This is a genomic window from Gilliamella sp. M0364 (assembly GCF_016100565.1).
GTDB lineage: Bacteria > Pseudomonadota > Gammaproteobacteria > Enterobacterales > Orbaceae > Gilliamella > Gilliamella apis.
The window spans coordinates 25,086-49,812 of record NZ_JACFSF010000002.1 but is presented as its reverse complement, the minus strand read 5'-3'; the positions used below and the strand labels follow the sequence as shown (position 1 = coordinate 49,812).

The window sequence follows — 24,727 nt, the reverse complement described above, 5'->3', positions numbered from 1 at the left end:
CGGCAGGTTGCCTGCCGATTATCTTCTCATATCTTATTTTTTCGTTTGGTTAGGCCAAATAACACTCGCAATAATACCTAACAATAAAATACCTAATACCACATAAAGACTGATGGTTGGGCTAATAATAATTCCATAACCAAATAGATGGTCAGTTGCATTTAAAGCAAGTTTTGCAGCAATAAAAAATAATAGGCAAATTACTGCTTTACCTAAATGAACAAGATATTGTTGCATTGCCTCTAAAACAAAATACATGGTTCGTAAGCCTAAAATAGCGAATATCATTGCACTATATACAATTAATGGCTCTTGGCTAACAGCAATTACAGCAGGGACCGAATCAAAAGCAAACATAACATCACTTAACTCAATCACAACAATACATAAGAAGAGTGGTGTTGCATATAATGCACTTTTGGGCATTTTGTTGATTAGTTCACTATTCTCTGGTTTGGCTAGTTCGTTATTGAGTTGCTTTTGCGTTAATAAGAAATGGTGCCCGACTATTTTAGGATAGGAAGGAAAAATACGTTTAGCAATGCGATAAGCAAAATGTTCTGAATAATCTTTTATCTCATCATCATTGCCTTGGTTTTTTAGCATCATCAATCCAGTTAAGGCAACCACGACAGAGAAAACCAGCTCCATCCAAGGCCCTAAGGATAATAGACCAGTACCAATAATGACAAAAACAGCTCTGAAGATGATTGCACCAATCACTCCCCAATAAAGTAACCGATGTCGATAATTGTTAGGGATAGCAAACCAAGAAAACAGTGCCATAATAACAAATAAATTATCAACAGAGAGTGCTTTTTCAAGTACATAACCAGTGATAAACAAGCTAGCTATTTCACTACCGTGATGTATATACAGATAAAGCGCAAATCCTAAGGCCACGAAAATCCAAAAGAAAGACCACATAACTGCACTTGTTAAGCTAATGGGCTTATCATTATGATGAGCGTATAAATCAATTATAATCGCAGCTAAAGCCAAAACGATAAACATCAGCACGGTTTCAATGGGAAAGCCTAATGAATGTTGAATCATAGCTATGTTACCTATATTAAGTTATTTTTTTGAAATAAATAGAAAAATATTATGAGTATTGATATTTGGAACATATTTTTAAAAGTGATTGAGTATATATTGATAGGCTCAGCAAAAAAAGATATATTTGTTATCTTTATTTAACTAGTTTTATTCAAAACTCATGTGAGCATACGTTCATGACTAATATAAAGGTATCTTTTTTCTTCATTGTTACTTTTTTTTCATGTTTATTATCAGCACAACCAGTGGAACCATATATCTCATCCTTACCTAAAGGAAGTGATTTATCTATTTTAGTGCAAACTGTTGATGGTAATCCTAAAACCTTAGCAAAATATAAAAGTGATCAATTTAAACAACCTGCTAGTACGCAAAAAGTTATAACGGCATTAGCTGCACAACTTGAACTTGGCGATAATTTTCGGTTTATTACCGGCATGTATACCAATGGTTCTCTAAATAATAAACAGCTTAGTGGTGATCTTATTATCAAGTTGAGTGGAGATCCAACTTTTAGTCGTGCAAGATTAAAGAATATGATTACTGCCTTACGTCAGAAAGGTGTAGAAAAGATCTCTGGTAATGTTATTTTAGATACTTCTATTTTTGCTAGTCATGATAAAGCAGAAGGGTGGTCATGGAATAATTTAACTGCTTGTTACAATGCACCAGCATCGGCTGCAACAATTGATGATAACTGCTTTTATGCAACCATTACCCCTGGTAAAGCTGGTTCTAAAGCTTCGATTTCAGTATCATCCAATATACCGGTTATGGTATCAGGTGATGTCAGAACAATTGCTGCCAATAGTAAAGATTTAAATGATAAATATTGTGAACTTGATGTTAGTGCTGATAAAAATCGCTACCACTTATCTGGTTGTATCGCGTCGAATGCTGATAAAACACCATTAAAGTTTGCGGTAATGGATCCGACCGAATACTTTTCAACAATTTTAAAAAATGAACTAAAACAACAAAATATTACTTATAATGGTCGAGTTGTTGAAAGAAAACAAAAAACATCAGGTGGATTAACATTACTGACTTCAAGTCAATCAGCTCCACTTTCTGAGTTATTAACCGTCATGCTCAAAAAATCAAATAATTTATATGCTGATACTATTTTTAGAACTTTAGGTGCGCATTATTATAATGTGTCAGGAACTTGGCGTAATGGTGGTGATGCGGTAAAACAAATTTTACGCAAGAAAGCCGGAATTGATTTAGAAAATTTAGTTATTGCCGATGGTTCTGGTTTATCACGTCTAAACTTGGTTAGTGCGAATAAATTAATGGAGATTTTGCAATATATTTCTTTACATAATAATCAATTAGCTTTTATTGAAAAATTACCGATTGCTGGGGTGGATGGAACGCTACAAAATCGTAAAAGTTTTAATCAAGCTCCATTTAAAGAAGCAGTTATGGCTAAAACTGGTTATATTCAAGGTAGCTATAATTTAGCTGGATTTATTCAAAAATCAGATGGTCGTTATATCGCCTTTGTTCAGTTGTTATCAGGTTATCGAGCCGATAGTCAAGGTGAGCCTAAAAATGGTGCAATTATGCGATTTGAATCTGAATTTTATAAAAACTTTATCAATTAATATATAGAATTAATATAAGGGCGATGTTTATATCGCCCTTATATTTTTAGTTAGAAATTATCCGCCAAGAAGCCACCACTTTGATGTTTCCAAAGTTGCGCATAAAGACCATTTTTACTGAGTAACTCTTGATGTGTTCCTTGTTCAATAATTTTACCTTGGTCTAACACGATTAATCGATCCATTGCCGCAATAGTTGATAAGCGATGGGCAATAGCAATAACCGTTTTACCTTCCATTAAGGTATATAAACTTTCTTGGATGGCTTGTTCAATTTCAGAATCCAGTGCACTTGTAGCTTCGTCTAATAACAATATTGGCGCATTTTTTAAAATAACACGAGCAATAGCAATCCGCTGACGTTGTCCGCCTGATAATTTAATTCCTCGTTCACCAACAAAAGCATCATAGCCAGTTCTACCATTAGCATCAACTAAACCTTCAATAAAACTGTCTGCATGGGCTTTTTTGGCAGCGATTATCATCTCTTGTTCAGTAGCATGATTGTTACCGTATAATAAATTATCTCTTACTGAACGATGTAACAGCGATGTGTCTTGGGTTACCATGCCAATTTGTGCGCGTAAACTTTCTTGATTTACTTTAGTGATATCTTGACCATCGATAGTGATCTCACCATGTTGTAAATCATAAAATCGCAATAATAAATTGATTAACGTTGATTTGCCCGCGCCAGATCTGCCAACTAAACCAATTTTTTCACCTGATTTGATGGTTAAATTTAAATTATCAATAATGGCATTATTTAACTTTTCATCGTAACTGAAATCTATCTGTTTAAATTCGATTTTACCTTCAGTAACTTTAAGTGTTGGTGCATTTGGTTGATCAACAACAGTTTTCGCTGCAGAAAATGTATTAATACCATCTTTAACCACGCCAATATTTTCAAATAATGAAGCCATTTCCCACATAATCCAATGTGAAAACCCATTTAATCTTAACGCTACTGCGGTTGTGGTTGCAATTGCACCGACGCCAACTAAATCATTGCTCCATAACCATAATGACAAGCCGGTGGTGCCCAATACTAGGAAAATAGACAATAAATGATTAACAATTTCAAAACTACTGACTAAACGCATTTGCTTATTCACTGTAACCATAAATTCATCCATCGATTCCTGTGCATATTTTGCTTCATTACCAGCATGAGAAAACAGTTTTACCGTCATGATATTTGTATAAGCATCTGTTACACGACCGGTCATGGTTGAACGGGCATCTGCTTGCATACTTGCTACTTTACTTAATCGTGGAATAAAGTAATACATCGCAATACCATAAAAAAAACACCAGACCATAAACGGAACTAATAACCAAAGATCTAACTGACCTATGATGGTAGCCATGGTGATAAAGGAAATCAGAACATAAATAAAGATATCAGCAACTAAAAAGCAAGTATCCCTTACGGCAAGCGCGGTTTGCATGACTTTTGCTGATATTCTGCCAGCAAATTCATCTTGAAAAAAACGCATGCTTTGGTTTAGTACTAATCTGTGCAAATTCCAACGCAAACGCATAGGAAAATTTCCAGCTAGGCATTGATGCTTAATTATGGTTTGTAAGGCAATAATAATCGTGCTAGCTAAAATAATAATGGTAAATGCGATTAAGGTTGTTTTTTCTTGTTGCCAAAATTGATTTGGTGATACAGCAGCGAGCCAATCAACAACTTTACCAAGTGCGGCATATAAAAAAGCCTCAAATGCACCTGCTAGCGCACTCAATATTATTAATAGTAATAAGAAGCAGCGAGTTCCTTTAGTGGATTGCCAAATAAAGCTAAAAAAGTCTTTAGCCATTGGTTGTGGTTCATCTTTGGGATAAGGTGATACCAATTTTTCAAAAAATCGATACATAGTTGACCTAATTAGTTAAAAGGTTATTCATTAATAATTTATCAATGATATAAAAAAGCGAGGTTTGTTTTGCTATACACTTATTGCTGTAGTTGCAAATATAAATCTGAAATTAGTAAATTAAAATCACTTGAATATATACCTATTAAACTGATGTTATGAAAAGAGTAACATTTTGAGGAAAGGGGTTTTTTATACTTTCCTCATGTAATAAATTATATATTGAAAAACTTTAGATTACTAATAAATGTCTTAAAAGACATCTTTGATAACTTGCACAACTCGACCGACAATATTGTATTTTTCAAAGTGAGCTTTAGGTACTTCAATTGTCGGATATTGGTCATTATTACAGATTAATATCCAGTTACCGAGTGTTAAGCGTATTTTTCTTAATAATGTAAAATTTTCATATTCTATTAAATAAATAGCGCCATCAATAATTTCGTTTATATCTGTGTTAATAATTAAGCCATTATTATTTTCGATATCAGGTGCCATCAAATCACCTTTAGCCCAGTAAAGAATTAATTTTTTAATGTCTAAACCGCGGTGAGATGCCCAGCCTTCAATTACAGGATAATTCATGACGGGTGGTATTTCACGAACATAACGTTGATTTTGTGCTTCTTCTTTGGTTGGTAGCTGTTTTTTATAAACCGGAATACGATAGATATTTTCATTATAGACTTCATCATCATCTTGCGGATTTAAAATTTCTAGCTTATAACCTGTAGCTAACCAGTTAAATGATACGTTACATTTCTCGGCAATAACTTCTAAACGGGTCAATGATGGATAAGTTTTTCCTGACAAATAATCACGAATAACAGTTTCCGACATATCACATTTTTTTGCAAAAGCAGATACAGATAAACCTTGCATTGAAGTATGGAGTCTGTCTTTAAAAGTTTTGACATTTTTATTTTTAATCATATTTATTTTTGTCTCGTTTTTATTTATTCATCCAGTTTTTGATTATATTGTATTTTTTATGAGTTTTATATAAGTGATTAAATGAATATTCTCAATATTGTAGTTTTTAAATATGAATATTCTTTAAAATTCGTTTTATATTTTGTTATTTTATTGAATTTTCATATAAAAACCAACATTTATTGTTTTTTTTAATAAAATTATTTCATTGCTTTTTTGTTGAGTTTCTTTGTTTTTCTGCGAGGTTGTTTTTGGGTTTATGAACTGAAAATGGCTTTTTTTAGTGGTTAAGTACTGAATAAATATGCTTAAATTACATTTTTGTCATTTTTTATCTGTTATGTTAATATTTTATTAATGCTCTTTATTTTTCGTGTAAATTTAGTTATTTTTGCTGAAATCCAAATAAAAACGTTGACTAGAGCGAAAAAAAATGGATAATAAGCAGCGTAAGGATTTTTCATTGTTTTCTTTCCTTATATTCCTTATATTTCATGTTGGCCTGCATAATTTTTATGCAGGTCTTTTTTTTATTTAAAATTAACTTGTCATGAAATCCTAGTTTAAAAAGAGTATAATTAATTCCATTATTTAAAATCTATTTGCGCAGTAATAGAATCAAAATAGAGATATATTTTTAAAAGAGGTTTTAATTATGTCATTTAGCATTCCACATCTTTTGGTCTTTCTAGCTGTAGTTGTGTTAATTTTTGGAACCAAAAAATTACGCAATTTAGGTTCTGATCTTGGCTCAGCATTAAAAGGTTTCAAAAAAGCAATGAATGATGATGAAGTTGAAACCAAAAATGATAATAAGCTTGATAAGTAATAACAAAATATTGATATGAAAACGCAATTCGATGTTGCCATTGTTGGTGGTGGGTTAGTTGGTTTAGCTACTGCCTGTGCACTAAGCAGATACGATTTAACGGTAGCCATTATTGATACTAAAGTTGATGAATGGCAAGATTTTAAATTTGATGACATAGGTATAAGAGCGTCGGCGATAAATGGTGCCAGCCAGAGATATTTATCTCAAATTGGTATTTGGCATGATCTTTGTGCTAGCAATCGAGTTCATTCTTTTAGTGAAATTGGTGTCTGGGAAAAGAATGGTTTAGCTCATTTATCGGCTCATGCTAAAGATTATGGTTATGAAAATCTTGGCTATATTATTGAAAATAATCTCATCACTTACTATTTGTATCAACTTGCTCTAGCCACAGATAATATTGCTATATTCAATCAGCTGGCTATAGATAATAATTATACTGATGATTATGCTTTTTTGACTTTAGCGGATAATACGACTTTACAAGCTAAATTGATTATTGGTGCTGATGGTGCTCATTCATGGTTACGCAGACATGAGAAAATATCAGTATTTGAGCGTAATTATCTTCACCATGCAGTGATTACTAATGTTGAAACACAATATCCTCATCAAGCATGCGCCAGACAGATTTTTTACCCGAATGGTATTGTTGCCTTTTTACCACTTTGGCAAGCTAATAAAAGCTGTTTGGTATGGTCAACTAAACCTGCCCAAGCAGAAATTTTAACATCGTTGACTGAATCTGACTTTTGCCACGAACTGTTTAAATTAACCGGCGATAAAGTAGGGCAATGTCAGTTGGTTAATCCACGAATGGTCTTTCCATTAAAAGCTCGCTTTGCCAAACAGTTTATTAAGCACCGATTAGCTCTAATTGGTGATGCTGCTCATACTATTCACCCATTAGCTGGGCAAGGCGTTAATTTAGGTTTTCAAGATTCGGCATTGTTGGTGGCTACTATCAAAAAGCGTATTGATGAGCAAAAAGATATTGGTTTAATGGAAAACTTAAAATCATTCCAATTTACTCGTCGTAAAGATGCATTAGTTATGCTAACAGCCATGCGAACGATTCAAGATATGTTTAATGGCGATAATACCTTTAAAAAGATGGTTAGGACGGTTGGTATGAATGCTATTGACAACTTTTCACCAATAAAGAAACAGTTGATCAAATACGCCATGCAGATTTAATCTGTTTATTAATCCTGTAGCTGTCGCTACAGGAGGATAATCATTAAATCAACTTATTTAAAAGCGATTTGATAAAATGTTGGTATAAATGGTGATGTTGGAATTCGCAACGGCCAATAAGGATCCTTTAATAAACCCCGACCAATCGCAACTAAATCAGCATCCCCAGTGCTTAGCACATAATCGGCAACATAAGGATCTTCAAGCATACCAACAGTGATAATCGGTAAATCGGTTACCTGTCTAATTGCTCGGGCTAGATAAACTTGGTAACCAGCATGGAAATCAGGGGTATGTTTAGGATCTAGTTTTCCATCGCCACCACCACTAACATCTAAAACATCGGCACCAGCTTGGGCTAATCGTTTGGCAATTTGGCAGCCATAATCAATATCATAACCGTTAGCACCGTATTCTTTAGCCGAAAAGCGCACAATTAGTGGCATATCTTTTGGCATAACTGATTTTGCAGCTTTAATAACTTGTTCAGCGAATAATAATTTATCTTGACCATATTCATCGGTTCTTAAATTGGTTTTTGGCGAACTAAATTGATGGATTAAATAACCATGTGCGCCATGGATTTCAATGGCATCAAAACCTGCTTCCACGGCTCGTTTAGTTGATTGTTTAAATTTTTCGATGATATCGATAATTTCATCTTTGGTTAATTCTCTTGGCATTTGGTATTGCCATTCCGGATTAGCTTCGACGTTGCCATCATATAGGGTTGCTGAACATGAAACCACATCAGACTCACCTAACGCTTTTCGACCAGCATGGGCAATTTGAATAGCAATTTTGCCATTTTGTGCATGAACAGCATCGACAATACGTTTCAGCTGATCGCGTTGTTTATCATTCCATAATCCCAAACAGTTAGGTGTAATTCGCCCATTAGGGGCTACATTGGTCATTTCTAAAATAATTAAGCCTACACCACCAATCGCCCTAGAAACATAATGAACAAAGTGCCAATCATTAGCTAAGCCATCTTTTGCTTGATATTGACACATTGGTGGCATAACGATGCGATTTTTGAGTGATAAATTTTTTACTTTAAATGGAGTATTAAGATAAGATATTTTTGCCATAAGTAATTCCTGTTTTAATAATGGTTCAAATATTAACTATTTATATTAGCAGATAAATAATATATGGTGTTTAATACCTAAAATTTAAATGAAATAATCGCTAAAAAACCCCGTTCCTCAAAATTTTTAGTTTAATCTAGCCTTATGTTTAGGATGGTGAACGGTTCTAAGATAATAGATCCAACAGAGTATACCCAAAAATCCTAAAACGGTTCCGGAAATAATTATCGCTATCCAACCATAATTGCTATACAAGTAAGTAGAAGCAATAGAGCCTAACATACCACCGATAAAATAACTGACCATGTAACCAGTATTCATACGGCTACGTGCTTCTGGACGAATTTGATAAATAGCGTTCATATTGGATACATGGGTAACTTGCACCGCAAAATCTAATAAGATTACACCAAAAATTAGGGCCACGAGTGAATACTCGGCAATAGATAGCGGTAGCCAAGCAGCAAGTAATAATGTCAAGCCAATGGATGTGGCTAACCAGCCTTTTCCTTGATCTGATAATTTGCCAACGATGGGGGAACCTAATGCGCCAGCTGCGCCAGCCAAGCCGAACAAACCGATAATAAAATCAGAATAATGATAAGGTGTATCAGTTAATAAAAAGGCCAGTGGTGTCCATAATAATGAAAATAAAGCAAAGGAAATAATCGCTAACAATGACCTGATGCGTAAAACTGCTTCTTGTTTGTACAATGAACCAATTGACAATAACAGTTGGAAATAGTTAATGTCGATGCTGTTTTTATAGGTTGGTAATGATAACCAAAGTAAGAAAGTGACTAAGGTCATAATTGATGAGGCAATCCAATAAACATAATGCCAATCTGCTATTGATGAAACAAAACCGGCAAATGTTCTACCTAGTAGAATACCTAGCAACATACCGCTCATTAGTGTGCCGACAATTTTACCTCGATGTTCAGGACGTGATAGCGTTGCAGCAAAAGGAATGAGAACTTGGGCAACAGTCGAAAATAGGCCTGTCATTGCAGTACCTAATACCAACATCCATAAATTCTTTGATATTGCACTAATTATTAGTCCACAGATTGATAATATCATTAATGTAAGTATTAGCTGTTTACGTTCAATTTTATCGCCGAGTGGGGTAATAAATAGTAAACCGACCGCATAACTAAATTGCGCTGCCATAATGATTAAACCGGCATGTTTAACTGCAATATGTAAATCATCAGTTATTGAGTGCAATAGTGGTTGAGCATAATAATTACTTGCGACGGTTATTCCAATGGCAAAAGCCATCAGGAATACTAACCATGCCGATAGACCTTGCGCTTGTTTGCTATTCATAATAAAAAGTTAACTAATAAATGATGGTTAATTATATATCAAAAGTTTATTAGATACTGTTAAATAGTAGTGTTTAAGCTAATTGATTCAATAAATTATAAACAGGCGTAGCTAAGCCAATTTTCGCATTCTCTGAATTGAGCTTATACCAATAACCGTTTGACTCATCCAAACACTTAGTGTTGTTTGTTATCTCACAGTAGATGGGCACAATATCTAAATGAAAATGGCTAAAGGTATGTCGAAATGCAACTAATTGTCTGGGTTTGCTGGTTTTAATACCATGGTTATCTAGCCAGTCAGTTAATGCTTGCTTGCTGGTAAATTGCGGTAAGCAGTATAATCCACCCCAAATACCGGCTGGCGGTCTTTTCTCTAGCCAAATCATATTATCTTGTTCAAGCATTAGAAAATAGGCGGTTTTTTCAGGAATGGTCTTTTTCGGTTTTTTGGTTGGATACTGTTGCCAACTGTCACGCTGATAAGCAAGGCATGAGTAGTTTAATGGGCATAAATTGCATTTTGGTTTCGAACGTGTACAGACCATTGCGCCAATATCCATCATGGCTTGATTAAATTTTGCAACGTTATGTTTAGGTGTCACTTGTTCACTTAATTGCCAAAGTTGATTCTCAACAATTTTATTCCCTGGCCAACCGTCAATTGCAAAAGATCGGGTTAAAACTCGCTTTACATTGCCATCAAGTATCGGGTAATGTTGATTTTGTGATAGAGATAAAATGGCACCAGCGGTTGAACGACCAACTCCTGGTAAAGCGATAACATCGTCAAATTTGGTGGGAAATTTACCATCAAATTTGTCGGCGATAACCTGTGCTGCTTTATGTAAATTGCGTGCCCTAGCATAATAACCCAGCCCCGTCCAAAGATGTAAGATATCGTCAATTGGCGCTTTAGCTAAATCAGTAATTTTAGGGAATTGTGCAATAAAGCGCTTAAAGTATGGAATAACCGTTGCTACCTGTGTCTGCTGTAACATGACTTCGGATAACCAAACATGATAGGGGCTTTTTTCAATTTGCCATGGTAGTGATTTTCTGCCGTACTGTTCATACCAATCAAGTACGGCATTTGCAAAATTTTTTGTCATGCTAGTCATTACATAATAGCGGTAATTGAATCACTAGGATAACAGCCAAGTACTTTGGTATATAAAGTGATTGCAGCTAATTCTTTAAGCGCGACTTGCATTTCATAATCATGAACATTACCTTGAAGATCAATATAAAACATCTCTTCCCATGGTGTACCATGGATAGGTCGTGATTCAAGTTTTGTCATAACAATATTATGATTACGTAAAACGGATAGGGCATCAACTAAAGCACCAGCTTGTTGGCCAGTTTTCATTAAGATCGTGGTTTTAGCTGGAATTTGCTCGGAAACTTCAATTGGCTCACGCGCTAAAACAATAAAACGAGTAATATTCTCTTTTTGATTAGCAAAATTGTGCTCAAGAACTTGTAGGCCGTATAATTCCCCACCATCTTTGTTACCCATAGCCGCAATATTTGGTTGATTTAATTTCGCGACAGTTTCCATTGCTGATGAAGTGCTATCACAATAAACGATTTTCCAATGTGGATAATTTTCTAGGAAGTTACTGCATTGTTGAAAAGGTTGCGGGTGGCTATAAATGGTATCTATTTGTTCAAGTTTAGCGCTAGGAATGGCTAAAACGCAGTGATCAATCGGTAATGATAGTTCACCAATAATATGTAAATTGGTTTTTTGTAACAAATCATAAACTTCATTGATAGAGCCGGAACTAGAATTTTCTATCGGTAAAATTCCATAATCAACAACTTTTGATTCGACTTTTTCAAACACATCTTTAAAGGTACTGCAGCTTGATTCTGTTAACTGATCAAAGTGAGTACTCGCATAACGGCGGGTTGCCGAATGTGAATATGATCCTTTAGGTCCTAAAAAAGCAATATTTGCTGAGGAAATAGTCCCTTGATTCAGTTTTTCTTGTAAAAGTTTCTGTTGTAATAGCACTGAATCTTCAATAATGATTTGATATAAGCGCTTAATTAAAAGATCATCAAGATTATATTGTTTACCTTGTTCGATTAATGCCTTAATGAGTGAGCGTTCACGAGCTAAATCACGCAAAGGAATGTTAGCCGCTATTTTGGCGTGAATAACTTCGGTCGAAACTTGACGTCTTTCAGCAAGGATTTCAATTAATTTTTGATCGAGTTGGTTAATTTTTTCGCGTAAAGGCAATAAAGGATTGGCAGTCATGTTCATTAATACAATAAAAATAGATGGACAATATTATAGCAAGCAAAAAAATAAAGGCACTATTAAAGTGCCTTTTTATTACTTTTGGACTATTAATTAATATTATTCTTCAACTACTGCATTTTTAATACTGTCAAATGCGCGACGAGATTCACCTTTATGTTGGATTTTATTCAGTTGTTTTTCTAGTTTAGCAACTAAATCATTAATTGCAGCATACATATCTAAGTGTTTAGCGGAAGCAACTAGTGGTGAACCTTTGGTTGCAATTGTTGCATCAATAATAAATCCATCAGGTTCTTTAGATAAAATAAAGTGAGGGTTAATTAACAGTGCTCTCCATTTATCTAATTTCGAAAATTTATCTTCGAGATAGCTACGAATTGCAGGGGTAATATCCATTTGTTTACTGGTAATGCTTAAAGTCATAATTGACCTCCACTATGTTTACTTACAAATTGAGCTAATACAATTATTCTATTGATTACATTGACAAATTTTTTACATTTCGTCAATAGGTTATTTCAATTTGATTAAACTTTTTGTGAACTTTGTCTAAAATAGTGAATTTCTAGTTATGATTAACCTTTGTGAAACTGCTTTTAAACTATTTTTTATTATATACTGTGGTTTATTTGTGTTAATTTTAAGTATAAGTTGTGTTATTTAATGAGGAATATGTGAATTATTTAAATAATGTTAAGATTGTTTTAGTTGAAACTTCCCATACAGGTAATATGGGTTCTGCCGCTCGTGCAATGAAAACCATGGGATTAACTAATTTATGTTTGGTTAATCCGATAATAAAGCCAGACTCTCAATCTATTTCACTGGCAGCTGGTGCCAGTGATATTATCAAACAGGCACAAATTTTTTCCTCTTTAGAAGAAGCTGTTGCTGATTGTTCTTTAGTTATTGGTACCAGTGCTCGGCCACGAAGTCTACAATGGCCAAATTTAACACCAAAAGAGTGCGGGGATAAAATAATTGCTGAAGCATCTCATCATGCTCAAGTAGCTTTAGTTTTTGGTCGTGAAAGGGTTGGGTTAACTAACGATGAATTACAAAAGTGCCACTTCCATGTTGGTATTCCTGCTAATCCTGACTATAGCTCTTTAAATTTAGCAATGTCAGTACAAGTTCTTTGTTACGAAATTAGAATGTCGATGTTGTCTGCTCAAGACTCACCGTCACAGTTAGCTGATCAGAATATAAATGACACACAATATCCTAAAGATGAAGATATTGAACGATTTTATCAGCATTTAGAGCAGACCTTATTACAAACAGGTTTTATTAATCCTAACCATCCGGGGCAAATTATGGGGCGTTTACGAAGATTATTTACTCGTGCCCGTATTGAACAACAAGAGCTGAATATATTAAGGGGAATTTTAACCTCAATAGATAAAAAATAGTTAGTTTATCCCCTAGTAATTTTTCATTAAATCTAGGGGATTTTAGGTTTATTGCATTAACTTTTTTTACGCCAAGTTGTGCCGTTAGCACCGTCTTCTAAAATAATATTCATTTGATTGAGTTTATCTCGTGCCTCATCAGCTAAAGCCCAATTTTTACTAGCACGAGCATCATTACGTTGTTTAATTAATGCTTCAATTAGTTGTGTTTCACTATCATCCTGATTACTACCTTGTAAAAACTTAACCGGATCTTGTTCAAGTAAACCAAGTACAGAAGATAAATAACGTAACTCAGCAGCAAGTTCATTGGCTAGTTGCATATCACTTTCTGCTTTAGCTTTATTTATCTCTCGAGCTAAGTCAAACAAGGTTGAATAGGCTTCTGGAGTATTGAAATCATCATTCATTGCCTGACAAAATTGTCGATAATAATCACTATCAGGTGTGTTATGTGGATAATTAGCATCGGTATCTCGTAAAGCCGTATAAAGTCTTTCTAAAGCAGTTCTAGCTTGCTTTAAATTTTCCTCGCTATAGTTAAGTTGGCTACGATAATGACCTGATAATAAAAAGTAACGCACGGTCTCGGCATCATAATGCTCTAATACATCACGAATGGTGAAAAAATTATTAAGTGATTTAGACATCTTCTCTTGGTCAATCATCACCATACCTGAGTGCATCCAGTAATTTACATATTGACCATTATGGGCACAGGTTGATTGGGCTATTTCATTTTCATGATGTGGGAACATTAAGTCAGAACCGCCACCATGGATATCAAAATGATTGCCTAATTGATGACTATTCATGGCCGAGCATTCAATATGCCAACCTGGACGGCCTTTACCCCATGGCGAATCCCAACTCGGTTCGTTAGGTTTTGACATTTTCCAAAGCACAAAATCCATTGGATTGCGTTTTACATCAACGACATCAACTCGAGCGCCTGCTTGTAACTGTTCTAAATTTTGCCGTGATAAAATACCGTAGTTAGGATCACTATCGACAGAAAACATGACATCACCATTATCAGCGATATAAGCATGCTCTTTTTTGATTAACTCTTCTACAAGCTCGATAATTTGCGACATATGACGAGTAGCACGAGGTTCTACATCAGGTCGTTTTATATTTAGTGCGTCAAAATCGGCATACATCTCTTTTAACATGCGATCCGTTAATTCATCACAGGTTTCGCCATTTTCAAGCGCACGTTTAATGATTTTGTCATCAACATCGGTAATATTACGCACATAAGTTAGATCGTAACCTAAAAAACGTAAATAGCGAGTAACGACATCAAATGCGACAAAAGTACGACCATGGCCAATGTGGCAAAGATCATAAATGGTAACGCCACAGACATATAGTCCAACTTTATTAGCTGTAATAGGCTGAAATATCTCTTTTTCTCGAGTTAGTGTATTAAAGATTTTTAACATTATTGATTACTGCTCATGTCAGATTATGATTAATTGTTAATATAACAAAAATCAGAGTATGGCGGAATGACTTTTGCTAATCTTAAAGATTAAAAACAGTACAAATAGTGATTGTATTAAGATTGTTTATGGTTTAATCAGTGCAGATTAAAATTGTCAGGAGAAGATTTGATTTAATTTGATATAAAATGACGAGTAAGTCTACTCGTCATTTTATGAAGCAATTTTATTTTATTAATCGATAAATATAAATCAATAAAATAGCGCCAAGAACAGAAATAAATAAACTCGGGAAGTTAAAACCAGTTACACTTCCCCAACCGAAGAATGTACTAATGTAACCACCAACTAATGCACCTGCCACGCCAAGTAGAATGGTTTTAAGCACACCAACTTGTCCTAATGGCATAAAAAACTTAGCAATCCATCCAGCAATTAATCCTAGAATAATCCAGCTTAAAATACCCATGATAGTTTCCTTTGTCTAATTAAGTTAAAAGTTACTTTTTGTATAGCTTAAAACATATTGCAGATGAAAATAATCGTTGTGAAAGATATAACTAATTAATAAAACGTAAAATTTACAGCTTTAAAAAAATTGTTATCAAAGAAAGAAGAAAAATGATTAATACTTAGAACTGTGTGTAGCCATAGATGTATGTCTAAGTCATTACCAACAACCTTTCATACAAATATTAAGTGTAGTTTACAATTATTTTTTCAAATATTCTAGAAATTTTTAGTACTGCTTAAGTGAAGATTTATATCATCATTTGCTAGGAGCGATAATATAATCGCTCCCGTTAAGTCGTTATTCAAAAATAGTTTTGTGTAAAACTTTGATCACATCTTCTGCATCATTACTTCTTGCTAGTAAGCAAAGATTATGCGTGCTAGCGCCATAACAACATAGACGAATAATGAAATCATCTAAAGCTCCGAAAACTTCTTTCGCAATACCTTTAGTTGTGGTCAGATTATTACCAATTATAGCAATCAGCGCTAAATCTTCTTCAACTTCGACATGACAAACCGTTGATAACTCATCAAATAACGCTTTAGTTAATAAGCTATTGCCATTGGTATTTGTGCCTGTGGTATCAATGGTTAATGCAATGCTGACTTCAGAGGTTGTTACCAAATCGACCGAGATATTGTGTTTAGCCAATATAGTAAATACATTTGCTAAAAAACCTTGTGCATGTAGCATATTTAAACTGGTTAAGGTTAATAATGTCTGTTGACGACGAAGTGCTAATGCTCTGAACGAAGGTAATGATGATTTAATACTATGAGTATTATAGACAATAGTTCCTCCGTCTTGTGGTGCTTTGCTTGAGCCGACAAATACCGGAATATTGCTACGCACAGCTGGTACTAATGTTGCTGGGTGTAAAACTTTAGCTCCAAAAGTGGCCATTTCAGCGGCTTCGGCAAATGATATTTCATCAATACGTTTTGCACCAGAGGTAATTCGAGGATCGGTGGTATAAATACCAGCAACATCGGTCCAGATATCAATTTGGGTAGCATTTAACGCTTCGCCAAGCAGGGCTGCGGTATAATCGCTTCCACCACGACCCAAAGTGGTGGTTTTACCTGAACTTTCACTACCAATAAAGCCTTGAGTAACCACGATAGTTTCTGGATTTAATGATTTTAAATGGGCGCAACAAAGTTGTTTAATTTCGTCTATTTTCGGTACAGCTTTACCAAATTTATCATCGGTGCGCATTACTTTACGGACATCAAACCAAATGGCATTTTTTTGTTGATGTTTTAATATCTCAACAAATAGTTTTGATGACATTATTTCACCATGGCTAACTAATTCATCGGTTAATGCCGGTGAAGTTGCTAAACTTGCGGCTTCAGATAATGAAGCAATATTGGCAATAATTTGGTCAATTTCAGTGCGTAGAGCTTGATTTTCAGGTAGATTTTCTAAGATATTATATTGAATTGATTGAATTTTAGCGATATGTTTTGCTCTGACATTGGCATCACGACCTTCAGCTAATGCTACCAGTAAATTGGTTATACCTGCTGAGGCAGATAATACGACTACTTTGACATTAGGATTAGCTAGAACAATATTGGCACTGTTGACCATTGCTGGGTAATCTGCAACGCTAGTACCACCGAATTTAGCAATTATAAATGATGTTTCCATGGATTCCTCATATTAAAAATTCTTATTTTTAACAGAGATAGAGCGGGCATGTCCTATTATAGCAAAAAATACATACCGTGAAGCGCTCCACCTGTTAGGGTGACAACCCAAGGGATTCAGCCCTTGTAGCCGATTCAATTGCTTTCTGGAATGACAATCAAACCTCGGCATTACACCCCATTAATCATCTCTTTACGGCTCCAGTTCCTAAAATGATCTACCTGAGTAATGCGCCTCTTCTTTTGTTTGTAATTTTGGTTACAAAATCAGTGTCATATAGGATTAACGATTTAACCAAGTGTGTCAATAGTTTAAATATTAAAAAAAATTATCGGTCTGGCTTAAAATAAATTGTTTTTTATAAGCTTCGCTCAAATAATTCAATAATAGTTTGATACAGTTTCTTAACCGAACAATCTTTAGTCGGAGTGCTAAAAATTGTATCATCGCCGGCAATGGAGCCTAAAATCCCTTCTGATTTACCAATTGAATCTAAAAGTCTAGCAATCAGTTGCGCAGCTCCGGGACTAGTACGGATAACCACCATTGAACTATTGTAATCAATATCCAAAACTAAATTCTTTAGTGGACTACTAGTGGTTGGTACGCTCATTTCGGCTGGTAAGCAGTAGACCATTTCAGATTTTGCATTGCGAGTTCTTACTGCACCAAATTTGGTTAACATTCGAGATACTTTGGACTGATTTATATTATCAAATCCTTGTTCCTGTAAGGCCTGTACGATACCTATCTGAGAACTAAACTTTTCTTGTAATAACATTTCTTTAAAAGTTTTAGTGAGATCATTTTGTTTCATACTGTTCCTTTAAATTAAATTTATGACCAATTACGCCAATAGCGTTTATTAATCATATTAACTAGTTATCTAAAATTATCTAATTATAATCTTAAATAATGTCATTATTGGCCATTAAGGTAATATTGCTATTATCAATCTTACCTGCACGGTTAAAACATTTATTTACATAATTATGCATGATGTTTGCATAAAATTAAAGGTTAGATTTGCTAGCATTTTTCGGTCGAAAAGCTTGAACAACATGATTATGAGTTTCGATATAAGGGCCATCTAATAAATCAATACAGTATGGAACACTGGCGAAGATACCTGTAACAATAGTATTTCCTTGATCATCTTTCACGCCTTCAAGGGTTTCTTTAATTGATTTAGGCCTGCCAGGTAAGTTTAAAATTAAACATTTTTTTCTAATGACACCGACTTGTCTAGATAAAATTGCTGTAGGAACAAAATGCAAACTAATTTGCCGCATTTGTTCACCAAAACCTGGCATTAATCGGTCAGCAATTGCTAAGGTTGCATTTGGTGTAACATCTCTAATTGCTGGCCCAGTACCGCCTGTGGTTAATATAAGGTGGCATTGCAACTTATCTACCAATTCGCATAAAGTTTCTTCAATGATTAGTTGTTCATCAGGAATAATACGTTGTTCAGTAATAAATGGTGTTTTTAAGGCTGTTTGTAACCATGATAACAATGCTGGAATACCCTCATCTTGATAAATACCTTGTGATGCTCTATCTGATACTGAAACCAAACCAATTTTGACCATAACCTCTAATCCTTAATCTTATATTTATCTAATAATTATATTGTTAGCCTTGAAAATTGAATTATTCTAAAAATCATAACAATATTGTCGATCGGCTAAACATGATATCATATTATATAAATAACAAATTAAGGATTTAGGATTCATTTTATGTCATCAACGCCCGCACTAGAGCTCATAGCGCTCAAGAAAAAATATAAAAATGGTGTAGAAGCATTAAAAGGAATTAATTTAACCGTACAAGCAGGGGATTTTTATGCTTTGCTCGGCCCTAATGGTGCCGGTAAATCAACCACCATTGGTATAATTAGTTCATTAGTTACCAAAACCTCTGGGCAGGTTAAAATCTTTGGATATGATTTAGACAACGATGTTGTTAATGCCAAAAGGCAATTAGGTCTGGTCCCGCAGGAGTTCAACTTTAACCAATTTGAAGAAGTCTTACAAATTGTTACCAATCAGGGTGGTTACTATGGATTGCCACGCAAATTAGCTTTGCAACGAGCTGAAAAGTATCTGCGTATTTTAGATTTGTGGGATAAAAGACATAGTCGAGCAAATATGTTATCAGGCGGAATGAAAAGACGGCTAATGATCGCTAGAGCCTTGGTTCATGAACCAAAATTATTAATTCTAGATGAGCCTACCGCCGGAGTTGACATAGAATTACGTCGTTCTATGTGGGAATTTCTCCGCGAGATTAATCAACAAGGTATTACTATTATATTAACCACCCACTATTTGGAAGAAGCAGAAATGCTCTGCCGTCATATTGGTATTATTCAGCATGGAGAATTAATCGCTAACTCATCAATGCGTGATCTGCTAGCAAAAAGTCAATCCGAAACAATCATCATTGATTATGTACCAACAGCTATACCAATCTCTCTTCAAGGCTATCATTATACCGAGGTCGAATCGGGCATGTTAGAAGTCAGTGTAGATAAACAACATGGACTAAATCAGTTGTTTGAACAACTCAATCAACAAAACATAAAAGTAATTAGTGTTCGTAATAAAGCTAATCGATTAGAAGAATTATTTGTAGATTTGGTGCGCAATGATACTAAAGGAGCTATTGATGAATAATTTATATTGGATTGCCTTAAAAAGTATTTGGCGTAAAGAAGTTAACCGATTTTTAAGAATTTGGCTGCAAACATTGATTCCTCCTGTTATTACCATGTCACTCTATTTTATTATTTTTGGTAATCTAATCGGCTCACGTGTTGGTGACATGGGCGGTTTTAGCTATATGGCGTTTATCGTGCCCGGTCTAATTATGATGTCAGTGATTACCAATTCATATACTAATGTCTGCTCTTCATTTTTTAGTGCAAAATTCCAACGTAATATTGAAGAAATACTTGTTGCTCCGGTTCCTACTCATATTATTATTTGGGGATATGTAGGTGGCGGTGTCATGCGCGGTATATTGACAGGTATATTGGTCACAATTGTGTCGTTATTCTTTGTTCGATACCAAGTTTATTCATGGTCATTTGTTATTTTTACCTTATTATTAACCTCAATTTTATTTTCCTTAGCCGGCTTGCTAAATGCAGTATTTGCAAAATCCTTTGATGATATAAGTATTATTCCCACCTTTGTGCTAACTCCGTTAACTTATTTAGGTGGCGTTTTTTATTCAATCACCATGTTACCCACTTTTTGGCAATGGGTTTCTAAAGTCAATCCAATTGTTTATATGATTAATGGATTTCGATATGGTTTTTTAGGCACTAGTGATGTCTCTTTAGTGATCACTTTTGCAATGCTGTTACTTTTTGTGGCTACTTTATATTTTATCGCGTGGCGAGTTATTGAAAGTGGAAGAGGACTCAGGAGTTAGATTAATCTGGATAAAGCTAAACCGCCGACCAATGTCGGCGGTAAAGTAGAACCTATTTTGCACCAGCAACGGCTTCTTTGGCCATTTCAGTAATTTTAGCAAAATCACCTTTAGCAATCGCATCGGTAGGGATAAACCAAGTTCCACCTACACAAAGGACATTATCAAGTGCTAAATAGTCACGATAGTTTTTCGGATTCACACCGCCAGTTGGGCAGAACTTCATATAACCACAAGGACCAGCAAACGCTTTTAACGCAGCAACCCCGCCATTGATTTCTGCTGGAAAGAATTTTAATGCCGTTAAGCCATATTCTTGGGCAGTTAATAATTCAGAAATAGTTGCAATTCCAGGAATAACCGGCACAGTACCTTCAACTGCTGCTTTTAAAATAGAATCAGTAATACCCGGAGTGATGATAAATTCCACGCCTGCTTCAGTTGCTTGTTTAAGTTGTTCAACAGTGGTTACTGTTCCTGCACCAACTACAGCTTCAGGTACTTCCTTGATAATTTTTTTAATGGCATCAAGTGCACATTCAGTTCTTAGTGTAACTTCTAGAACTTTAACTCCTCCAGCAATTAATGCTTTTGCTAATGGAACAGCATCTTCTAGACGTTCAATAACAATAACTGGTACAACAGGGCCTAATGTTAAAATTTCTTCAGCAGTTTTTTTCCAACTCTTCATATGCGTTACCTATACTTTATTTACTTCTATACAGCAATAAGCCCTCAAAGTGGTGAGGGCTTATTTTTACTCATAAATACCTAATTTCTTTTCTAAATAATGAATGTTTGTGCCACCTTTCATGAAGCCTTCATCATTCATAATTTCTATATGAAGTTCGATATTGGTTTTTATTCCATCGATAACCAGTTCTGCTAATGCATTTTTCATGCGGGCGATGGCGACTTCTCGGGTCTCTCCATAAGCGATTAACTTACCAATCATTGAATCATAATAAGGCGGAACCGCATAACCAGCATAAATATGAGATTCCCAACGAATACCAAACCCACCCGGTGCATGGAAGCGAGTGATTTTACCCGGAGATGGCATAAACGTTTTTGGATCTTCAGCATTTATTCGACATTCAATGGCATGACCTTTAATTTTAATATCGTCTTGCTTGATAGATAAAGGTTGTCCTGCAGCAATAAGAATCTGCTCACGAATTAGATCAACGCCTGTCACCATTTCAGTAACTGGATGTTCTACTTGAATACGGGTATTCATTTCAATGAAATAGAATTCACCATTTTCAAATAAAAATTCAAAAGTACCTGCACCACGATAACCAATCTCAATACATGCATTTACACAACGTTCGCCGATAAATTTACGCATTTCTGGTGTGATGCCAACAGCTGGTGCTTCTTCAACTACTTTTTGATGGCGTCGTTGCATTGAACAGTCACGCTCACCTAAGTAAACGGCATGACCTTGACCATCAGATAGCACTTGAATTTCAATATGACGAGGGTTTTCAAGGAATTTTTCCATATAAACCATGTCATTATTAAAAGCTGTTTTTGCTTCAAGTTTAGTCATTTTGATTGATTGTTCGAGGTCTTTTTCTTCTCGAACAATACGCATTCCGCGGCCACCACCGCCGCCAGATGCTTTAATAATCACTGGATAACCAATTTTCTTTGCAATCTGTTTGTTGGTATCCATATTGCTACCAAGTGGACCATCAGAACCAGGAACACATGGTACACCGGCTTTTTTCATTGCTTCAATTGCCGATACTTTATCGCCCATTAAGCGGATAGTATCTGGTTTTGGACCAATAAATATAAAGCCAGAACGTTCGACTTGTTCAGCAAAGTCAGCATTTTCAGATAAAAAACCATATCCTGGATGAATAGCGGCTGCGCCAGTTACTTCGGCAGCAGAAATTAAGGCTGGGATATTAAGATAACTTTTTGCAGAAGCTGCTGGACCAATGCAAACCGTTTCGTCTGCAAGTAAAACATGTTTTAAATCTTTATCTGCCGAAGAGTGAACAGCGACAGTTTTAATTCCAAGTTCTTTACATGCTCGTAAGATGCGAAGAGCAATTTCTCCGCGGTTAGCAATAAGAATTTTATCAAGCATATTCAATCTCTTAATCGTCTAAGTTAATAAATAATTTCTGATTATTCAATAATGAATAGCGGTTGATCGAATTCAACTGGTTGACCATTTTCAACTAAAATAGCTTTAATAGTCCCTGCTTTTTCTGATTCAATTTGGTTCATCATTTTCATCGCTTCAACAATGCAAAGTACATCACCAACATTTACCGATTGGCCGACTTCAACAAATGCTTTCGATTCCGGACTAGGGGTACGATAAAATGTACCAACCATTGGTGATTTTATTGTGGTACCATTAATTGTATTGGTATCTGCGATGACTTCTGCTTCAACAGTTGGAGCAACCACAACAGGAGCTGGTTGAGGAATTTGAATATTTTGCACTGGCGCAGAATAGTTTGCCGCAGGCATAGATCGACTAATTCGAACTGATTCTTCACCTTCAGAAATTTCAAGTTCAGAAATACCTGACTCTTCTACTAATTCAATTAACTTTTTAATTTTGCGTATATCCATGAATTACACCGTGTTTATTTGATATAAATAACAATTATTTTAATGCATACTCAATACCTTAAAAGTTACCTTTTAATACGATACTAAGTTTGTAACTCAACATTAACGCGGAAGGATACACTGTAAATCGTAATTTGTCATTATATATCTCCTTTACAAACACTTGTTATACTATTTTCTAGGTATTATTTTAGAATTGAGATACAATAGTAACCCTTAATTATTATTGAAGCTAGCTGTGGTTTTTATCTGCTAAAAAATCTCTTATTTATCGGATAAAATATAGAAATATATATATTTTGTAGATGCCTTAGTTTGCTTCTGAATACTCAAATATATTCAAACAAGATTAATTCTAGGAAGAGTTTTTATTATGTTCAAAAAAGTTCGTGGCTTGTTTTCAAATGATTTATCGATTGATTTAGGTACAGCCAATACGCTTATTTATGTTAAAGGGCAAGGCATTGTGCTTAACGAACCTTCCGTTGTTGCCATTCGTCAAGATCGCTCTGGAACACCTAAAAGTGTTGCTGCAGTTGGCCATGCTGCGAAACAGATGCTAGGACGAACACCTGGTAATATTGCAGCGATTAGACCAATGAAAGATGGTGTAATTGCAGACTTTTCCGTAACTGAAAAAATGTTACAGTACTTTATTCGCCAAGTTCATAGCCATAGTTTTTTAAGACCAAGTCCACGTGTACTAGTTTGTGTGCCTGTAGGTGCTACACAAGTTGAACGCCGGGCTATTCGTGAATCAGCATTAGGTGCTGGCGCACGTGAAGTTTACTTAATTGAAGAACCAATGGCTGCAGCTATTGGCGCTGATTTACCTGTTTCAGCACCGACTGGCTCAATGGTGGTTGATATCGGTGGTGGTACAACTGAAGTAGCCGTTATTTCGTTAAATGGTGTGGTTTATTCCGCGTCGGCACGTATTGGTGGTGACCGCTTTGATGAAGCAATTATCAATTATGTTCGTCGTAATTATGGTGCATTAATTGGTGAAGCAACCGCTGAAAAAATTAAGCACTTTATTGGTAGTGCTTATCCAGGTGATGAAGTGCTTGAAATTGAAGTGCGTGGCCGTAATTTAGCCGAAGGTGTACCACGTAGCTTTACCTTAAATTCAAATGAAATATTAGAAGCGTTGCAAGAACCATTAAGTGGTATTGTTAGCGCGGTTAAAGTAGCACTTGAACAATGTCCTCCAGAACTTGCTTCAGATATTTCTGAGCATGGTATGGTATTAACCGGTGGCGGTGCATTATTGCGTAATATTGATAAATTGTTATCGGCTGAAACTGGTATCCATGTTGTTGTCGCTGAAGATCCTCTAACTTGCGTAGCGCGTGGTGGTGGTAAAGCACTTGATATGGTTGATATGCATGGTGGTGATCTCTTTAGTGAAGAATAACGTTAAATA

Annotated in this window: 23 protein-coding genes and 1 riboswitch; of the genes, 7 read left to right on the top strand and 16 right to left on the bottom strand. The window is 35.1% G+C overall.

The window, feature by feature from the left end:
* Positions 1–33 precede the first annotated feature (33 nt).
* The gene (locus tag H3U96_RS03990) at positions 34–1,056 is read right to left on the bottom strand and encodes a TerC/Alx family metal homeostasis membrane protein (protein WP_034902079.1); all 1,023 of its coding nucleotides are present in this window, start codon (positions 1,054–1,056) and stop codon (positions 34–36) included.
* Positions 1,057–1,235: 179 nt separating this feature from the next.
* On the opposite strand from H3U96_RS03990, the gene dacB reads away from it, so the two are divergent.
* Positions 1,236–2,669 carry a serine-type D-Ala-D-Ala carboxypeptidase gene (gene dacB / locus H3U96_RS03985; RefSeq protein ID WP_086361239.1) on the top strand — a complete coding sequence of 478 codons (1,434 nt, stop codon included), beginning with the start codon at positions 1,236–1,238 and terminating at the stop codon, positions 2,667–2,669.
* 50 nt (positions 2,670–2,719) lie between these two features.
* Here the strand turns inward: dacB and H3U96_RS03980 are convergent, their stop codons facing one another.
* Entirely contained in the window at positions 2,720–4,555 is a 1,836-nt protein-coding gene (locus H3U96_RS03980) for an ABC transporter ATP-binding protein (protein WP_086361240.1), read from the bottom strand.
* Between the two features lie 252 nt (positions 4,556–4,807).
* Positions 4,808–5,491 carry a LexA family transcriptional regulator gene (locus tag H3U96_RS03975; protein WP_034902075.1) on the bottom strand — a complete coding sequence of 228 codons (684 nt, stop codon included), beginning with the start codon at positions 5,489–5,491 and terminating at the stop codon, positions 4,808–4,810.
* A 652-nt stretch (positions 5,492–6,143) separates the two neighbouring features.
* Between H3U96_RS03975 and tatA the strand changes: the two genes are divergently transcribed.
* Together tatA and H3U96_RS03965 are read left to right on the top strand one after the other, a co-directional pair.
* Complete coding sequence (gene tatA, locus H3U96_RS03970) at positions 6,144–6,320, top strand: Sec-independent protein translocase subunit TatA (RefSeq protein ID WP_086320111.1); 177 nt, start codon at positions 6,144–6,146, stop codon at positions 6,318–6,320.
* A 15-nt stretch (positions 6,321–6,335) separates the two neighbouring features.
* Entirely contained in the window at positions 6,336–7,520 is a 1,185-nt protein-coding gene (locus tag H3U96_RS03965; protein ID WP_086360818.1) for an FAD-dependent monooxygenase, read from the top strand.
* Between the two features lie 53 nt (positions 7,521–7,573).
* Here H3U96_RS03965 and H3U96_RS03960 read toward each other — a convergent pair whose 3' ends face one another.
* The 5 genes from H3U96_RS03960 to raiA form a co-directional block, all read right to left on the bottom strand.
* Positions 7,574–8,614 carry an NADH:flavin oxidoreductase/NADH oxidase gene (locus H3U96_RS03960; RefSeq protein WP_198195702.1) on the bottom strand — a complete coding sequence of 347 codons (1,041 nt, stop codon included), beginning with the start codon at positions 8,612–8,614 and terminating at the stop codon, positions 7,574–7,576.
* A 126-nt stretch (positions 8,615–8,740) separates the two neighbouring features.
* Positions 8,741–9,946, bottom strand: a complete 1,206-nt coding sequence (locus tag H3U96_RS03955; protein WP_198195700.1) for an MFS transporter — start codon at positions 9,944–9,946, stop codon at positions 8,741–8,743.
* A gap of 73 nt (positions 9,947–10,019) precedes the next feature.
* Complete coding sequence (gene mutY, locus H3U96_RS03950; RefSeq protein WP_198195698.1) at positions 10,020–11,057, bottom strand: A/G-specific adenine glycosylase; 1,038 nt, start codon at positions 11,055–11,057, stop codon at positions 10,020–10,022.
* Positions 11,058–11,065: 8 nt separating this feature from the next.
* The gene (gene pheA, locus H3U96_RS03945) at positions 11,066–12,217 is read right to left on the bottom strand and encodes a bifunctional chorismate mutase/prephenate dehydratase (RefSeq protein WP_086357319.1); all 1,152 of its coding nucleotides are present in this window, start codon (positions 12,215–12,217) and stop codon (positions 11,066–11,068) included.
* A gap of 102 nt (positions 12,218–12,319) precedes the next feature.
* Complete coding sequence (gene raiA, locus H3U96_RS03940; protein ID WP_065578552.1) at positions 12,320–12,646, bottom strand: ribosome-associated translation inhibitor RaiA; 327 nt, start codon at positions 12,644–12,646, stop codon at positions 12,320–12,322.
* Positions 12,647–12,897: 251 nt separating this feature from the next.
* On the opposite strand from raiA, the gene trmJ reads away from it, so the two are divergent.
* Positions 12,898–13,635: a tRNA (cytosine(32)/uridine(32)-2'-O)-methyltransferase TrmJ gene (trmJ, locus tag H3U96_RS03935; RefSeq protein ID WP_081300039.1), complete on the top strand. Its 738-nt coding sequence runs from the start codon at positions 12,898–12,900 to the stop codon at positions 13,633–13,635.
* 56 nt (positions 13,636–13,691) lie between these two features.
* On the opposite strand, the gene cysS is transcribed toward trmJ, so the two are convergent.
* From cysS to mog, 5 genes are all read right to left on the bottom strand, one after another.
* The gene (cysS, locus tag H3U96_RS03930) at positions 13,692–15,083 is read right to left on the bottom strand and encodes a cysteine--tRNA ligase (protein WP_065650764.1); all 1,392 of its coding nucleotides are present in this window, start codon (positions 15,081–15,083) and stop codon (positions 13,692–13,694) included.
* Between the two features lie 226 nt (positions 15,084–15,309).
* The gene (locus H3U96_RS03925) at positions 15,310–15,552 is read right to left on the bottom strand and encodes a GlsB/YeaQ/YmgE family stress response membrane protein (protein WP_065578554.1); all 243 of its coding nucleotides are present in this window, start codon (positions 15,550–15,552) and stop codon (positions 15,310–15,312) included.
* Between the two features lie 342 nt (positions 15,553–15,894).
* A complete protein-coding gene (lysC, locus tag H3U96_RS03920; RefSeq protein WP_086360814.1) occupies positions 15,895–17,256 on the bottom strand; it encodes a lysine-sensitive aspartokinase 3 in 1,362 nt (453 codons plus the stop codon).
* Positions 17,257–17,328: 72 nt separating this feature from the next.
* A riboswitch (Lysine riboswitch) is annotated at positions 17,329–17,503 on the bottom strand.
* Between the two features lie 111 nt (positions 17,504–17,614).
* On the bottom strand, positions 17,615–18,073 hold the full coding sequence (gene argR, locus H3U96_RS03915; protein WP_034905059.1) for a transcriptional regulator ArgR: 459 nt from the start codon (positions 18,071–18,073) through the stop codon (positions 17,615–17,617).
* Positions 18,074–18,269: 196 nt separating this feature from the next.
* A complete protein-coding gene (gene mog, locus H3U96_RS03910) occupies positions 18,270–18,848 on the bottom strand; it encodes a molybdopterin adenylyltransferase (RefSeq protein WP_065614501.1) in 579 nt (192 codons plus the stop codon).
* 150 nt (positions 18,849–18,998) lie between these two features.
* On the opposite strand from mog, the gene H3U96_RS03905 reads away from it, so the two are divergent.
* Together H3U96_RS03905 and H3U96_RS03900 are read left to right on the top strand one after the other, a co-directional pair.
* The gene (locus H3U96_RS03905; protein ID WP_065578557.1) at positions 18,999–19,937 is read left to right on the top strand and encodes an ABC transporter ATP-binding protein; all 939 of its coding nucleotides are present in this window, start codon (positions 18,999–19,001) and stop codon (positions 19,935–19,937) included.
* Complete coding sequence (locus tag H3U96_RS03900; RefSeq protein WP_065614503.1) at positions 19,930–20,700, top strand: ABC transporter permease; 771 nt, start codon at positions 19,930–19,932, stop codon at positions 20,698–20,700. The genes H3U96_RS03905 and H3U96_RS03900 overlap by 8 nt, the downstream gene beginning before the upstream one ends.
* Positions 20,701–20,752: 52 nt before the next feature.
* Here the strand turns inward: H3U96_RS03900 and H3U96_RS03895 are convergent, their stop codons facing one another.
* The 3 genes from H3U96_RS03895 to accB all read right to left on the bottom strand — a co-directional run bounded on the left by H3U96_RS03895 (position 20,753) and on the right by accB (position 23,301).
* Entirely contained in the window at positions 20,753–21,391 is a 639-nt protein-coding gene (locus H3U96_RS03895; protein WP_065578559.1) for a bifunctional 4-hydroxy-2-oxoglutarate aldolase/2-dehydro-3-deoxy-phosphogluconate aldolase, read from the bottom strand.
* A gap of 66 nt (positions 21,392–21,457) precedes the next feature.
* Positions 21,458–22,804: an acetyl-CoA carboxylase biotin carboxylase subunit gene (gene accC, locus H3U96_RS03890; protein WP_086360813.1), complete on the bottom strand. Its 1,347-nt coding sequence runs from the start codon at positions 22,802–22,804 to the stop codon at positions 21,458–21,460.
* 41 nt (positions 22,805–22,845) lie between these two features.
* Positions 22,846–23,301 (bottom strand): acetyl-CoA carboxylase biotin carboxyl carrier protein, encoded by a 456-nt coding sequence (gene accB, locus H3U96_RS03885; RefSeq protein WP_065578561.1) that lies wholly within the window; start codon positions 23,299–23,301, stop codon positions 22,846–22,848.
* A gap of 373 nt (positions 23,302–23,674) precedes the next feature.
* On the opposite strand from accB, the gene H3U96_RS03880 reads away from it, so the two are divergent.
* On the top strand, positions 23,675–24,718 hold the full coding sequence (locus tag H3U96_RS03880) for a rod shape-determining protein (protein ID WP_065562215.1): 1,044 nt from the start codon (positions 23,675–23,677) through the stop codon (positions 24,716–24,718).
* The last annotated feature ends 9 nt before the right edge of the window (positions 24,719–24,727 follow it).